Source organism: Arthrobacter luteolus NBRC 107841 (assembly GCF_001552075.1).
Taxonomy (GTDB): domain Bacteria; phylum Actinomycetota; class Actinomycetes; order Actinomycetales; family Micrococcaceae; genus Arthrobacter_B; species Arthrobacter_B luteolus.
Map to the genome: position 1 here is coordinate 216,560 of NZ_BCQM01000001.1, position 14,785 is coordinate 231,344.

The window sequence follows — 14,785 nt, forward strand, 5'->3', positions numbered from 1 at the left end:
CCTGTGTGGAGGAGCAGTGCGACGGTGTGGGAGGCCTTGCCGGCTCCTATCCTGGGAAGGCCGGATCCCGCAGGCCGTCGATTTCCTTGATCCAGCCGTTGCCGAGTTTTTTGTAGACCGCGTCGGCAGTCTGGACGAACAGGTCCTCCGGTCCGTCACCCCCGCTGAGGCCGAAGCTCCCCTCCCAGGGTGCCAGGGCGCGGTTCTCCGTGGTCAGGTCCAGAATGACCGGCGTGAGCGCCTCATCCTGGCCTTTCTGGAGGGCCGCGATTTCGGTTTCGCTGACCCAGACCGCTGTCGTCACGGGTTCAGCGGTCCAGAGCTCGAGCGGAGTGGTCAGTGTCTGCGGTGTCCCGTCCGAAGAACGCACGACGCCGGAGATCAGGACACGGCTGGCGCCGCCCTGCTCCACCACGAGGAGCGCCCGCGCACCGTCCCGGGAAATCCGCAGCTCGCGCACGTTCATGTCTGCCAGCCACGAGGGCGTCAGGCTGGCGGGATTGGAGGCGCGCAGATCGGGGCCGACAGCCAGCAGCTTCGTTCCGGGACCTCCGCCCCCGCCAGCCGATGCCGACCAGATCCATCCTTCCGGGTCGATGCTGGGACCGCTAAGGCTGCTGCCAGCAGCCACCGGCGCCACGTCCTTGTCCGGACCCGTCACCAGCAAAGTGCTGCGGTCTCCGGAGAGGAAGGCGATGGTCGCCAGATCGACGGAGACCGCGGGCTCCCGCGGATCAAATTCCGTGACGTCGGGAAGGTTCTCGATCGGCAGGGCCTGGCGGTCACGGAAGAAGGTCAGCCCGTCGCCGCTTACTGCCACCTGTGTGTTGCCCACGGACGGATCGTCCTGGACCGGGATCAGCTTGCTGCTTTCCGGCCCCAGATCAACCGGCCGCTGGTTCACCGTCATTTCGACGGAGTTCACGTTGTTGAGCTGACGCAGGTTCTGTTCCAGCTGGAGGGCCATCTGCTGCCTGCTCAGGTCGCTGGAGTCTTCCAGGACCTCGGCGGAGAAATCGACCGAGGCAACCCCGGATACGACCGGCACCGCGTCCCGGGCCAGCGAAGTTTCCGCAGGGAAGGCGCTTGTCACGGCGCCCTGCAGGTAAGGTGCCGGGCCGGCCAGCATCGCGTTCACTACGGAAGCTGCCATGCCGGAGCGCTGGACGAACCAGCGGGTGTCAGGGACCCAGTACCGGTAGGTGCTGGAGTAGAAGTAGAGGTTGTGGGCCTGGAACACCGTCGGGAACGTAACGTCGGAGATCATCACGCCGTTCGGTATGCCGCTGATCCGCCACTCCCCCTCTCCGTTCTGGGCCAGCCGCACCTGGATGGTCTCCGTGGTGCCCGGAGCCGACTCGGTCCGGACCCCCTTGGCATTGACGGACGCCACGACTTCTAGCTGGATCTGGAATGCGTTGGGTTCCGGAAGCGGGACGACGTTCGGATCTGCTCCGTAGATCACCACGCGTTCGCTGGGCACCCACGAGGCAGCCAGCTCGGCCGTGAGGAACTCACGCGCTGCGCTGTAGTCCTCCGCCGCGCCTACACCGGCTGTAATGAAGCCGTCAATGATTTCCTGCGGGCCGGCATCCTCTGCGGGACCCGGCGGACTGTAGCTGAGCTGGTTGGAGAGGGCATTTCCACCGGCGCTGGCCGTGGCTGTGCCCACCGGGCCCACGGTGGGAATGGAGGAGCATCCGGCCAGGAACATCAGGGCCGCAAGCAGGAACGCCAGCGTGATGCCGGGCGCTGCCGGTTTCCTAGCCATGGGTGTCCTCCTGGGCTGCGCGGGGTGGAGCGGACAGTGCACGGGGGGCTGCCGGCAGCGGGATGTCCTGCGGCGAGAGCGGTACGGGCGAAGCCACGATGGTGCCGCCGTGCCTGCGCGGCAGGGTGAGCCTGAAACAGGCGCCCTCGCCGGGGCTGCCCCAGGCCTCCAGCCAGCCGCCGTGCAGGCGGGTGTCTTCGGCTGCGATGGCGAGCCCCAGTCCGCTGCCGCCGGTGGTCCGGGCGCGGGCCGGGTCGGCCCGCCAGAAGCGGTCGAACACGCGGGCAGCGGCGTCGTCGGTCATTCCGATGCCGTAGTCCCGCACAGCCACCCCGACGGCGTCGGCGTTCGTGGCGACGGCGATTTCCACCGGCCTGCCCTCGCCGTGTTCGAGCGCATTGACCACGAGGTTCCGCACGATTCTTTCGATCCGCCGGGGATCTGCGTCCACCACCACCCGGTCTTCGCGGCAGACAACCCGGACCTCGGAGCCGTTGTTCAGGGCCAGCGGCTCCGTAGCTTCCACTACATCCCGCACGATGCCCAGAATGTCCGCTGCCTCGAGGTCCGGCTCTGCGGCGCCGGCATCGAACCGGCTGATTTCCAGCAGGTCGGCGAGCAGCGCCTGGAAGCGTTCGACCTGGTGGTAGAGCAGTTCCGTGGAGCGTTTGCTGATCGGGTCGAAGCCCTCGCGGGCATCGTAAAGCACCTCGGCTGCCATCCGGACCGTGGTCAGCGGGGTGCGGAGTTCGTGGGAGACGTCGGAGACGAAACCCTGCTGCATCCGGGAGAGCTGGGCCAGCTGGGTGATCTGGTCCTGCAGGGTGGCGGCCATGTGGTTGAACGACGCAGCCAGGCGGGCCACCTCGTCCTCGCCCTTGACCTCCATCCGTTCCTGCAGCTCACCGGCGGCCAGCTTCTCGGAGACGGAGGCGGCGGCGCTGACGGCCCCCAGGCCGGCCTTGGTCACCACCCACGCGATGGTGCCGATGATCACCAGCAGCAGCCCGCCGGCGATCCACAGGATGCCATGGATGTCATTCAGGGTCTGCTGCATGGTGGAGAGGTCATAGATCAGGTACAGCGCATACTCGGAGCGGTCCGGGGGCAGGGTGACCTTGGTGCCGAAGGCGAGGCCCGGCTCGCCGTGGGCCAGCGCCAGGGCTGACCAGTAGACAACGTCTTCCCCTTCCGGGTCCAGCCCCGCGACGGACTCCGCGAGCGGTGCCGGAATGCCGCTGGCGGTGATGCCGTCGCCCAGCGGTGACACGTAAAGGTTCTCCTGCCCGGGCAGCGGCGTGAGCAGGTACCGCCGCGGGGTTTCCGCGCCGCGGCCTTCGAGCAGGGACAGGGTGTTGGAGACCAGCCGCTCGGTGCCTTCCCGGTCCGTGGCCGCCGTCGTGCGGAAATTCTCCTTGACGCTGCTGAGGCCGGATGTTGCTTCAGCCCGGAACTGGGTCAGGCGTTCCTCGTAGAGGGCGCCGGCGATCTGGTGGGAAAGGAACGCGCCGATTCCCCCGCACGCAACGATGACCAGGAGCAGGGTCGCCAGCACTGTCTTGAACTGCAGGGACCGCCGCCAGCGGACCGCAATCCGTGCGGCGGTTGCCCGGTTGACGGCGTCGGCCGCCCGCCGGAGGGCCGAAACGGCACGGGCCAGGCGCTCCCTGCCAGCCGTACCGCGTGCAGCCGTACTGCGCGGCTCCGCTGCCACTCCGGCGGCGGAGCCGGGGCTAGTTTTGGCCGGCTTTGTAACCGACACCGCGGACCGTCAGGACGATTTCGGGGGCTTCCGGATCGCGCTCGATCTTGGAACGCAGCCGCTGTACGTGCACATTGACCAGCCTGGTATCGGCGGCATGCCGGTAGCCCCAGACCTGTTCCAGCAGCATCTCGCGGGTGAAAACCTGCCACGGCTTGCGGGCCAGGGCAACAAGGAGGTCGAACTCCAGCGGGGTCAGCGCAATGCGCTCACTGCCGCGGGCGACTGAGTGCCCGGCAACGTCGATACTGATCTCACCGATGGACAGGGTTTCCGGAGACTTCGAATCCACGGGGCGCAGGCGCGCCCGGACCCGGGCAACCAGCTCTGCCGGTTTGAAGGGCTTGGGGACGTAGTCGTCTGCACCGGATTCCAGACCGCGGACGACGTCGGCAGTATCGGATTTGGCGGTCAGCATCACGATGGGCAGGTCCGATTCGGCGCGGATCTGCCGGCATACTTCGATGCCGTCCATCCCGGGCAGCATCAGGTCCAGCAGCACCAGATCGGGTTTTGAACTCCGGAAAATCTCCAGGGCCTGGGCGCCATCAGCGCAGAAGACGGGGTCGAATCCGTCGTTCCGGAGCACAATGCCGATCATTTCGGCCAGCGCTTCGTCATCGTCTACGACCAGTATCCGTGCCTTCATGCTTCCCAGTTCCCCACTACTTCCCGCCCCGGATGGGCATTGGACGCCCCCGGCTGCCGCGCAACGTTCCCTGGCGCCAGGCTTGCTGATTCCGCCGGCCCGGCCGTGCCGTTCCCGGGATGTACCCGGGACGAGCGGCCGGCTGCGCATAAAAATACGCGTGCTGCCGCGTCCTTGCTGGAAGGAGCCGCAGTACGCCGGAATAGCCCATGGTATCCCTATCACCCCACGGGGCGTATTTTCGCCACGGCCCGCCGGGTCCCCGTCAGCGCCTGCAGAAACTATAGTCGGACTAGGAGAAACGAAATGATGTACCGAAAAGCGGGGGCTGCGGATGAGTCAGGATAATCACAACGAACCGGATCCCGGTGCCGCGGCCGACGCCGGAGAACCGCACGGCGGGTCCGGTCCGGGAACCGGCCAGCCGTCCGTTCCGCAGCCGCCCTGGGGTACGCAGCCTCAGCAGCCTCAGTGGGGTCAGGAGCCTCAGTGGGGACAGCAGCCGCAGTGGGGTCAGCAGCCGGGCTGGGGACAGGCGCCCTATGCTCCGCCGCCGGGCCAGGTGCCCCCGTCCCCCTATGGACAGTCCCCCTATGGCGCAGGTCCCGGCGGGCAGTACACTGCCCCGCCCAAGCCCGGTGTTATTCCCCTCCGTCCCCTCGGCCTCGGCGAAATCATGGACGGAGCTTTCCAGGCCTGCCGCCGCAATCCCGCGGCGACCTTCGGCACGGCGATCGTGATTCAGGCCGTGATAGCCGTTCTGACCGTGATCTTCGGGCAGACCCTGCTGGCTCCTCTCACCGGCTTAGACGTCGACTCCGAGCTGACCGATGCGGAGGCACTTTCCCTGGGCGCGTCTGCCCTCACCGGCGGAACCGGGCTGCTCGTCCTGTCAGTCGTCGGAATTTTCACCATGCAGGGCCTGCTGGTTATTCCAATGGCACGGGCTGTGCTCAACCTTAAAACCGGTTTTGGGCAGACCTGGCGGCTGGCCAAGGGTTCCCTGCTCCGGCTGGCCGGATTGTCGCTGCTGCTCCTGGCTGCTTCCGCGGCCGGGATTGTGGCCTTCGTTTTCAGTGTTGTGTTCGTCATTGGGTTCCTGGGCCGGTTCGGCGCGGCGATGACCATCTTTGGGGTGCTGGGCCTCACCGCCGTTTTCGTGTGGCTGGGGGTGAAGCTCGCGCTCGCCCCGGCAGCCCTGGTCCTCGAACCCCGCGGGGTCTTCGCGGCCATCGGCCGCTCCTGGGCACTGACCCGGCGGAACTGGTGGAGGACCTGCGGCATTCTGCTGCTGACCAGCATCATCGTTTCAATCATCACGTCAGTGATCAGCACACCCATCACCATGCTCATTACCCTGTTCGCTTCCTTCGGAAACGCTGAAGCCGCTGCCGGGGATTTCTCCGTGATGATGCCCGCCATCATCCTGACGACCGCGGTGTCTTCCTTCTTTGGTGCCATCGGTTATGCGTTCCAGGCCACCGTCACTTCCCTGCTCTACCTCGACCTGCGGATGCGCCGGGAGGGCTTTGACGTCGCCCTGATGAAGGACCAGGAGCTTGTCGGCACCGATTCACCGGACACCGTTCCGGGACGCGCCGCTGAACCCGGCCCCGCCGCCGGACCGCAGGGGCAGTGGCCAGCCGGTCCTGCCGGCGGTTCCGTCTAGGCGCCCATGATCGTCCACATCTCCCCCGGCTTGCCGGTGCGGTTTGAGATACCGGTGGCTCCCGGTGCTGACGAGGCCCGCAGCTGGCTCGAAACCGAGCTGTCCCAAGGCGAGTATCAGGAGGCCCGGCCCGGACTGGCTGAACAGCTGCTCGGAACCGTCCTGGAATGGCTCGGTGATGTTCTCTCCGGCATCCAGGGCGTAGGTCCAACCGCCGGGGTCCTCCTGCTGGGTCTTGGTGCCCTGCTGGTCCTTGCACTGGCGGTCCTGGTGATCAGGCCCCGCCTCAACGCGAGGCGGCGGCCCGGCCTGTTTGAGGAGTCCGCTCCCGAGCAGGACGCTGCAGTCCACCGCCGGCTTGCAGAGAAAGCCGCTGCAGACGGGGATTGGGACACCGCCCTCGCGGAACGCCTGCGCGCTGTTCTCCGCACTGCGGAGGAACGGGTCATCCTGGACCGGCGTCCCGGCCGGACCGCCTACGAGGCCGGCTCTGCGCTCAGCTCCGTCTTTCCGGCCACTGCAGATGAAATTCTGTGGCTGAGCCGCCGCTTCGACGAAGTACGTTACGGAAACGGGCGTGCCGGCGCCGAAGACGCCAGACGGGCACAGGAACTCGATTCCCTTCTTCTGCAGAGCCAACCGGCGTCCGGCGCCGGCCAGGCGCCGTACCTGGCGGTGCCGAAGTGAGCCCCGGGAAGGTGGGCGCCGGACTGCCTGCGCCCACAGCCGGAGGGCCGCCGGTCCGCGAAACACTGCAGACCCCGGATCAGGTATCGGCGCCGGCTGCAGCAGGGCCGGGCAGGCTGCGCCGGAAGCTGCGGGCCTGGCGGCTCTGGATCATCCTCGCGCTGGTCCTTGCAGCCACCGTTGTGCTGGGGCTGGTGAGGGGTTCCGGTGATGACCGGGCCGCACTCTCCGCCGGGAATCCAGCACCGATGGGCGCGCAGGCCCTCGCCAGGGTCCTGCAGGACCAGGGAGTCGACGTCGTTGTGGCCGATGACCATGCCGCAGCCATGGCCGGACTTCAGGCCGGTGACGCGACGCTCCTGCTGTTCGATCCCAACGAATACCTGGACCGCGGCCAGCTCGCCGAGCTGGGGACCGCAGCAGCGAAAACGGTTCTGGTGGAACCGACATTCGCGCAGCTGGCGCAGCTCGCTCCGGACATCGCCCAGGCCGGCCTGATTCCCCAGGACGTCCTGGACAGCAATGCCGCACTTCCGGCCGGCTGCGCGGACCCTGCTGCCCAGGCCGCCGGAAGTGTTACCCCGGGCGGCCTGGCCTACCGCGGTCCGGTTACCTGTTTCCCCGTCACCGGTGACGGTCCGCCCGCCGGACTCTACGCCGGCTCCCTGGACGGTACGGAGACGGTACTGGGCTACACCGGCCTGCTGGCCAATGAGACCATCACCGGCAGCGGAAACGCTGCCCTGGCCCTGCACACACTGGGCAGCACCGGGACCCTGGTCTGGTACCTCCCAACAGCCGGCGACATCCCGGCCGGGGCAGCCCCCGCCGATCCGCTCTCGCTGCTCCCGGGCTGGGTGAACCCGCTGCTGGCCTGGATACTCGTGGTCGCGGCCCTCGCCGCCTTATGGCGTGGCCGCAGGCTGGGACCGCTGGCGCTGGAACCGATGCCCGTTGTTGTACGGGCCTCGGAAACGGCGGATGGCCGGGCCCGGCTCTACCAGGACAGCCGGGCGCTGGACCAGGCCGCGGCCAACCTGCGGGCAGCAACCCTCACCCGGCTGGCCGCGCGGCTGCGGCTTGGTCCCGGAAGCAGCACCGGGGCCGTGGTGGAAGCCGCAGCGCGGGCCACCGGACGTCCCGCCGCCGACCTGGATAACCTGCTCAACCGCTCCATACCCGCAACCGACAGCGCCCTGGTGATCTGGTCACAGGAACTGCTCGCCTTAGAGGAAGAGATAACCGAATCATGACCCAGCAGTACAGCGCCGCATCCGGCGCGGTTCACGTCGGCAGCGGTGTGTCGGAGCACGATGAGAATGCCCGCCGTGCCCTGCACAGTGTCCGGCAGGAGGTTGCCAAGGCTGTGGTCGGCCAGGACGCGGCGGTGACGGGCCTGATCATCGCCCTGCTGGCCCGGGGGCATGTGCTGCTGGAGGGCGTTCCCGGGGTGGCGAAGACGCTGCTGGTCCGGACGCTGGCGGCTGCGCTGTCCCTGGACACCAAACGGGTGCAGTTCACTCCCGACCTGATGCCCGGCGACGTCACCGGTTCACTGATCTATGACGGGCGCTCATCGGAGTTCAGCTTCCGCGAGGGCCCCGTCTTCACCAACATCCTGCTGGCCGACGAAATCAACCGCACTCCCCCGAAGACCCAGGCCTCGCTGCTCGAAGCCATGGAGGAGCACCAGGTCTCCGTCGACGGCGTGTCCCGCCCGCTTCCGGACCCGTTCATTGTCGCTGCCACGCAGAACCCGGTGGAATACGAGGGCACTTATCCGCTGCCGGAAGCCCAGCTGGACCGGTTCCTGCTCAAAATGACGCTGGACCTGCCCGGCCGCGAAGAGGAAATCGAAGTCATCCGGCGGCACGGAAGCGGCTTCGATCCCAGGAACCTGGCCGCCGCCGGCGTTCGTCCCGTGGCCGGTGAAGCGGACCTGCGCCAAGCGCGGAGCGCGGTGTCCCGGGTCGAGGTGTCCCCGGAAGTTCTCGGCTACATCGTCGATCTGGTCCGGGCTACCCGGTCCGCACCGTCGTTCCAGCTTGGTGTGTCACCGCGCGGTGCCACCGCACTGCTGAACACTGCCCGGGCGTGGGCCTGGCTGTCCGGCCGCACTTTCACCACTCCCGACGACGTCAAGGCGCTCACGCTTCCTGCCCTGCGCCACCGTGTGGCCCTGCGTCCGGAAGCACAGATGGACGGGGTCAGCGTGGACGATGTCCTGGGAAGCATCCTCGCCACCGTCCCGGTCCCCCGGTAGGCGGCGCCCCAGATGGCTGTCTCAGGCCGCCTCGTTCTCCTTGCCGCGGTGGGTGCCGCCGCGGTGGTCCTCTTTCCCGGGACGGGAACCATCCTGCTCTGGCTGGGGCTGCTCACTGCTGCGGCAGCCCTGGACCTGGCGCTTGCTGCTCCCCCCCTGCGGGCGCGTCTGGAACGGCAGCTGCCGGAGAGCGCCCGGTTTGGTGAGGAGATCCCCGCTCCGCTCGTGGTCCGCAACGGCTCGGGCAGAACCATGCACGCATTGATCCGCGATGCCTGGCAGCCGTCGGCCGGGCAGGGAAACCCTGTCCGGCGTCTCACCGTCCCGCCGGGTGAGGCCAGGCTCGCCGCAGGAACGCTCAGGCCCGAACGCCGCGGGGAACTGCGCACGGCGCACGTCACCCTCCGGTCCTTCGGCCCCCTGGGCATCGCTGCCCGGCAGCGGACCATCCCGTACCCGGGATCGCTTCGTGTCCTGCCACCCTTCCGTTCCAAGCGCCATCTGCCCGCGAAACTCCGCCGGCTGCGCGAGCTGGATGGAAACGCTTCAGTTCAGCTGCGCGGCGCCGGAACGGAATTCGACTCCCTGCGCGACTATGTCCGGGGCGACGACGTCCGTTCCATCGACTGGAGGGCCACGGCGAGGCGGCAGGAGACGGTGGTGCGCACCTGGCGTCCCGAACGGGACCGAAGGGTCATTCTTTGCCTGGACACAGCACGGACCTCCGCCGCCCGCATCCTGGACGAGCCGAGGCTCGACACCGGCATCGAAGCGGCCCTGCTGCTGGGCATGCTGGCGCACGGCGGCGGAGACCGCGTCGATTTTCTCGCGTTTGACCGCCGGGTGCGTGCCCGGGTGGCTTCAGCGGCAAAGGGCAACCTCCTTCCGCGCCTGGCCAGCGCCATGGCTCCCCTGGAAGCGGAGCTGATCGAAGCGGATTTTTCCCTCCTGCCCGGCGTCGTCCAGTCCGTGTCCTCCCGCCGTTCCCTGGTGGTGCTGATTACCTCGCTGGACGCCGGTGCCGTGGAGGAAGGATTGCTGCCCGTCCTGCCCGCACTGCTGGCCAAACACGTCGTCGTCATTGCCTCGGTGCGGGACCCTGCATTGGATGAGCTGCGCTCCGCCCGCGGGAGCGCCGCTGATGTCTTCCGGGCTGCGGCAGCCGAGCGGGCGCTGCTGGACCGGGCCGCGGTCACGGCGCAGCTCAAGTCGATGGGGGCCGAGGTGGTGGACGAGACGCCGTATGAACTGCCGCCGAAACTTGCTGACATGTACATCCGGCTCAAGGCTTCCGGACGGCTCTAGCAGCGTAGGGTGGAGCCATGACTGACGGGTCCCTCTACCAGCGGGTTCTGGGCGCCGATTTCGGCCGGCTGCAGCCTGAGCTGCAGGACTATTTTTCGCTCTCCCCGGAGCAGGGGCGTTACGGCCTCGGCACGGGTTCCTTCGACCTCGCGGGATGCCCGCGTCCGGCGCTCCGGCCGGTACTGGCCGGCCTTCCCGTCCGGAACGCGTTTTTCCCCGACTACGGCCGCGGTGTCCCCTTCACGATCCGCAATTTCGCGCATCTTGACCCATTCGGCCGGTCATCGCTGACCGCGGTGCGGACCTTCCGGTTCGACCGCGGCGAACGCGTCTTCGAGGACACTACCTCCCTGACCTCCCCGGCGGGGCTCACCGACTATGTCGGCCGCCGCCGGAACCTCGCCACTGACCTGGAACTTTCTGTCTCCGGGGACGGCCGGCTGCACATGCACTCCCCGCACACCCGTCTGTTCCTGGGCCGCCTGCGCGTACCGGTACCTGTCCTGGCGGGTGCCGACGCCCATGCCGAACAGTGGTGGGACGAGGAGACCGGACGGTTCCGGATCCGCACGCTGGTCCGCCAGCGGCAGCTCGGCACGGTGTTCGTCTATGACGGAAGCTTCACCTACGAGTACCGGGATTTCGACGGCGGACTGCCACCGGATGCCACGCCGGAGAAGTGGGAGCGGCGGCTCTAGCCCGGCCGCAGCTGTGCTGTTAGCTCTCCGCCGCCAGCTGGTCCAGCGCCGAGGCCGTCTGCGTCAGCCGGGCCAGCACCCGCCGCGCCGTGGCAGGTGACAGGTCAGCCAGGCCGCCGGCGGGAGTAAGGTGCAGCGCCGGCAGATCCCGCAGCGGCAGCCCAATCCGGGTCCAGGGTCGGGTAATGTCCTCCACCAGCGCCGTCACCTGGCGGGGTTCTTCCCCCGCTGCCGGCAGCGGCAGCGCCCCAAGCCACACCTGTTTCCCGGCCTCGACGGCTTCCGCGATGCCTTCCCAGTCCCGGTCGCCCAGCCCGCCCAGTTGCAGGGCGACGCCGTCGGCACCGGATCCCAGGGCCAGGTCAAGCCCGGATTTCGGCTGCCCATGCCCTGCGGAGGGAAGGCGGAGGACGACGCCGGACGCACCGGCCGCGGCCAGGGCTTCACGGAGCATGGTCCATAGAAGAGAGGCTTCCTGCGCCGGGACGGAACGCAGTGTCCGGTAGCCGCTGGCTGTGGGTATCCGCCCGCCCAGGACTTTGTCCAGGTGCGGTTCGTCCAGCTGGACCACGATGGATGCGCCGCGGGCAATTTCCTTGACCCGGCCCACGTAGGCCGCCGCCCCGGCAGCCAGTGATTCGGCAATCTCCCGGCGGGCGCCGGCGTCGGCCAGGGCCCGTTCCCCGTTGTGGAGGTGCAGGCCGGCAGCCAGCGAGAGCGGACCCTGCAGCGGGATTGCCAGGCGGCGCCCGGGGTCCTCTTCGCCACCAATGACGTCAGCCAGGGCATTGATGTCGCGGGACAGCAGGGAGACTGCCCGGCGGTGGTCAATGCCGGGCCGGTCCACCAGCCGCCAGCCGTGGGGCTGCAGATCAACGGGAAGTTCGACGAGCATCGCCGCTGTGCGTCCCACAGGGTCGGCACCGATTCCCCGCTGCGGGAGCTCCATCAGGAATGGCAGATGCGGATCCCCGAGTTCCCCGCGGATGATCTTCGCCGCCTCCACGGGATCGCTTCCCGGCCAGCCGCCGGGCCCGGTGGCGGTGACTCCCGACGGACCGGCGTCCGTGCCGGCGGCTGATTCCGGTTCAGGCTCCCGCTGCATTGCTTCCGCCGTTGCGGGTCTCGGAAATAGCCTGGTGGTGCCGGATGACTTCGCTGATGATGAAGTTCAGGAACTTCTCCGCGAAGGCCGGATCAAGGTGCGCGTCCTCGGCCAGCCGCCGAAGCCGGGCGATCTGGGCTACTTCCCGGCCAGGATCGGCAGGCGGCAGATGATGCTCTGCTTTCAGGTGCCCCACCCGCTGGGTTGCCTTGAAACGCTCCGCCAGCAGATAGACCAGGGTGGCATCGATATTGTCGATACTGCTGCGCATGGCCAGCAGTTCGGCCATCACCTCATCGGCTACCTTCCCGGAAAGGGAGCTGGCCTCGGGGTCAAATTCGTCGGCGGACTTTTCACTCATGCCTCCAGTTTAGGGTCCCGGAGGCACCGCAGGTTTCCAGGTTACGCTTAGCGCCCGCGGCTGCTGGAGGGCTAGGAGACCGCGGTGGGGTCCCATTCCAGCGACCGGGCGGAGTCGATCGTCGCCTGTCCCAGCACGCGCGTGCCCTGGTAGATCACCACTGTCTGGCCTGGGGCGACACCGCGCATCGGCTCATTGAGGCGCACCACAAGTTCGCTGCGCCCGCCCTCGCCGGCTTCCATCCACGCTGTCGCAGGAACGGGGTCACCATGCGCCCGGACCTGCGCAGTGCAGTCGAAAACCTCGCCGGTTTCCACTTCGCGGATGGGCAGGCCCGCCCAGGAGACCTTGATGCCGCGCATCTGGTCGATGTTCAGGAGCTTCTCCGGACCAACAATCACCTTGTTTTCCTTGGGCCGGATCTCCAGCACGAAGCGGGGCTTGCCGTCGGCTGCCGGGCGGCCGAGCTTCAGGCCCTTGCGCTGCCCCACCGTAAACGCGTTTGCCCCGGGATGCGTACCGATCGTCTCCCCCGACGGGTCCACGATCTCGCCCTCGCTCATCTCGATGCGTTCCTCGAGCCAGCCCCGGGTGTCACCGTCGGGAATGAAGCAGATATCGTGGCTGTCCGGCTTGTTCGCCACGGAGAGGCCACGCCGCTCAGCCTCGGCCCGGACTTCGGCCTTGGACGGGGTATCGGCCAGCGGGAACATGGCGTGCTTGAGCTGCTCGTTGGTCAGGACACCCAGCACGTACGACTGGTCCTTCGCCCAGTCAGCTGCGCGGTGCAGCTCCGGATTGCCGTCGGCGTCGGTAATGACCTTGGCGTAGTGCCCGGTGCAGACCGCGTCGAAGCCCAGTGCCAGCGCCTTTTCCAGCAGCGCGGCGAACTTGATCCGTTCGTTGCAGCGCATGCACGGGTTCGGGGTGCGCCCGGCGGCGTATTCCGCCACGAAGTCATCCACCACGTCTTCCTTGAAACGCTCCGAGAAGTCCCAGACGTAGTAGGGAATGCCCAGAATGTCGCACGCGCGCCACGCATCGCGGGAATCCTCGATGGTGCAGCAGCCACGGCTGCCGGTGCGCAGTGTCCCGGGCATGCGGGACAGCGCCAGGTGGACCCCGACGACGTCGTGCCCGGCTTCAACTGCCCGTGCTGCGGCCACGGCGGAGTCGACTCCGCCGCTCATTGCTGCCAAAACCTTCATGAAGTAAAACCTGTCCCTGCTGTTCGTATGCTGCTTTCGCTGCCCGCCATGCCGGCCTTTTTGGCCCGTTCATAGGCTTCGGGCAGGGCGTCTATTAATGCGTCAACGTCGTCGGCCGTGGATGTATGCCCCAGGCTGAACCGCTGGGCACCGCGTGCTTCCGCCTCAGTGAGTCCCATGGCCAGCAGGACATGCGAGGGCCGCGGAACTCCGGCAGTGCAGGCCGAGCCGGTGGAGGACTCCACCCCCGCCAGATCCAGAAGGAAAAGCAGGGAGTCACCCTCGCAGCCGGGGAAGGTGAAGTGCGCATTGCCGGGGAGGCGGCGGGTGCCGTCCTCGTCGTCGCGCGGCCCGCGCAGGACGGCGTCCGGGACCACCCGTTCGACGGCGGCAATCAGGTGATTGCGCAGCGTGCGCAGGCGGGCGCTTTCCTCCGGCAGATTCTCGGTCACTTCCCGGGCAGCGGCGGCAAACGCCGCGATACCGGGTTTATCCAGCGTTCCGGAGCGGATGTCCCGTTCCTGTCCGCCGCCATGAAGTACCGGAGTGAGCTGAACGGCCCGGCCGACCACCAGGGCACCCACGCCCACCGGCCCGCCGATCTTGTGGCCGCTGACGGCCATGGTGTCCAGACCGGATTCCCGGAAGTTCACCGGCACCGCGCCGAAAGCCTGCACGGCATCGGAGTGGACCGGAACACCGTAGGAGTGGGCCAGGGCAGTCAGCGCCGGAATGTCCTGCAGTGTGCCAACCTCGTTATTGGCCCACATCACTGTCAGCAGCGCGGTGGTATCCGCGTGCTGTTCCAGCTCGTTCCGGACTGCGTCCAGGGACACCAGGCCGTCGCCGTCGACCGGCAGCCACACAGCGGTGGCGCCCTCGTGCTTCTCGAGCCATTCCACGGTGTCCAGCACGGCGGGGTGTTCCACGGGTGAGCAAAGGATGCGGGCCCGCTTGGGATCCGCTCCGCGGCGGCTCCAGTACAGTCCCTTGACTGCCAGGTTGTCCGCTTCGGTGCCGCCGGAGGTGAAAATCACTTCGGAGGGGTGGCAGCCCAGGGCCGCGGCGAGGGATTCCCTGGAATCCTCCACCACCATCCGGGCACGCCGGCCGGAGCCGTGCAGCGAGGAGGGGTTGCCGCTGCGGCTTAGTTCACTGGTGAGTGCGGCGAGGGCCGAAGCCGAAATCGGCGTGGTCGCCGCGTGGTCAAGGTACACGGGCACCTACCAATTCTAACGGCTGGGCTGCCGCGCGTCCGCCTCCGGTCCGCAGCCCCTTGGCCAGGGGGCCTGGCCAGCCCCCTGGCC

Annotated in this window: 13 protein-coding genes; 6 read left to right on the forward strand and 7 right to left on the reverse strand. The window is 68.0% G+C overall.

The features are described 5' to 3' along the window. Positions 1-46: 46 nt before the first annotated feature. From AL3_RS00980 to mtrA, 3 genes are read right to left on the reverse strand one after another with little or no spacing between them, the layout of a single operon-like run. Entirely contained in the window at positions 47-1,771 is a 1,725-nt protein-coding gene (locus tag AL3_RS00980) for an LpqB family beta-propeller domain-containing protein (RefSeq protein ID WP_066295630.1), read from the reverse strand. Continuing rightward, positions 1,764-3,533 (reverse strand): MtrAB system histidine kinase MtrB, encoded by a 1,770-nt coding sequence (mtrB, locus tag AL3_RS00985; RefSeq protein ID WP_246168427.1) that lies wholly within the window; start codon positions 3,531-3,533, stop codon positions 1,764-1,766. Before mtrB ends, AL3_RS00980 begins: the two co-directional genes overlap by 8 nt. Next, the gene (gene mtrA / locus AL3_RS00990; protein WP_066295632.1) at positions 3,505-4,182 is read right to left on the reverse strand and encodes an MtrAB system response regulator MtrA; all 678 of its coding nucleotides are present in this window, start codon (positions 4,180-4,182) and stop codon (positions 3,505-3,507) included. Before mtrA ends, mtrB begins: the two co-directional genes overlap by 29 nt. Before the next feature lie 334 nt (positions 4,183-4,516). On the opposite strand from mtrA, the gene AL3_RS00995 reads away from it, so the two are divergent. Genes AL3_RS00995 through AL3_RS01020 form a run of 6 tightly spaced genes read left to right on the forward strand, consistent with a single transcriptional unit; the run spans position 4,517 to position 10,804 of the window. Further along, positions 4,517-5,851 carry a DUF7847 domain-containing protein gene (locus AL3_RS00995; RefSeq protein WP_066295634.1) on the forward strand — a complete coding sequence of 445 codons (1,335 nt, stop codon included), beginning with the start codon at positions 4,517-4,519 and terminating at the stop codon, positions 5,849-5,851. A gap of 6 nt (positions 5,852-5,857) precedes the next feature. Continuing rightward, positions 5,858-6,538 carry a DUF4129 domain-containing protein gene (locus AL3_RS01000; protein WP_066295635.1) on the forward strand — a complete coding sequence of 227 codons (681 nt, stop codon included), beginning with the start codon at positions 5,858-5,860 and terminating at the stop codon, positions 6,536-6,538. Next, positions 6,535-7,791: a DUF4350 domain-containing protein gene (locus AL3_RS01005; protein ID WP_066295636.1), complete on the forward strand. Its 1,257-nt coding sequence runs from the start codon at positions 6,535-6,537 to the stop codon at positions 7,789-7,791. Before AL3_RS01000 ends, AL3_RS01005 begins: the two co-directional genes overlap by 4 nt. Next, positions 7,788-8,801, forward strand: coding sequence for an AAA family ATPase (locus tag AL3_RS01010; RefSeq protein WP_066295638.1), 1,014 nt, complete (start codon positions 7,788-7,790; stop codon positions 8,799-8,801). Before AL3_RS01005 ends, AL3_RS01010 begins: the two co-directional genes overlap by 4 nt. 12 nt (positions 8,802-8,813) lie before the next feature. Then, complete coding sequence (locus tag AL3_RS01015; RefSeq protein WP_066295639.1) at positions 8,814-10,106, forward strand: DUF58 domain-containing protein; 1,293 nt, start codon at positions 8,814-8,816, stop codon at positions 10,104-10,106. Between the two features lie 17 nt (positions 10,107-10,123). Further along, positions 10,124-10,804 (forward strand): DUF4166 domain-containing protein, encoded by a 681-nt coding sequence (locus tag AL3_RS01020; protein ID WP_066295640.1) that lies wholly within the window; start codon positions 10,124-10,126, stop codon positions 10,802-10,804. Positions 10,805-10,823: 19 nt separating this feature from the next. On the opposite strand, the gene AL3_RS01025 is transcribed toward AL3_RS01020, so the two are convergent. The 4 genes from AL3_RS01025 to AL3_RS01040 all read right to left on the reverse strand — a co-directional run bounded on the left by AL3_RS01025 (position 10,824) and on the right by AL3_RS01040 (position 14,701). Further along, entirely contained in the window at positions 10,824-11,909 is a 1,086-nt protein-coding gene (locus tag AL3_RS01025) for a uroporphyrinogen decarboxylase/cobalamine-independent methonine synthase family protein (RefSeq protein ID WP_066295641.1), read from the reverse strand. After that, positions 11,893-12,270, reverse strand: coding sequence for a chorismate mutase (locus AL3_RS01030; RefSeq protein WP_066295642.1), 378 nt, complete (start codon positions 12,268-12,270; stop codon positions 11,893-11,895). The genes AL3_RS01025 and AL3_RS01030 overlap by 17 nt, the downstream gene beginning before the upstream one ends. A gap of 71 nt (positions 12,271-12,341) precedes the next feature. Further along, on the reverse strand, positions 12,342-13,478 hold the full coding sequence (gene mnmA, locus AL3_RS01035; protein WP_066295644.1) for a tRNA 2-thiouridine(34) synthase MnmA: 1,137 nt from the start codon (positions 13,476-13,478) through the stop codon (positions 12,342-12,344). Continuing rightward, positions 13,475-14,701: a cysteine desulfurase family protein gene (locus tag AL3_RS01040; protein ID WP_066295646.1), complete on the reverse strand. Its 1,227-nt coding sequence runs from the start codon at positions 14,699-14,701 to the stop codon at positions 13,475-13,477. The genes mnmA and AL3_RS01040 overlap by 4 nt, the downstream gene beginning before the upstream one ends. Positions 14,702-14,785 lie beyond the last annotated feature (84 nt).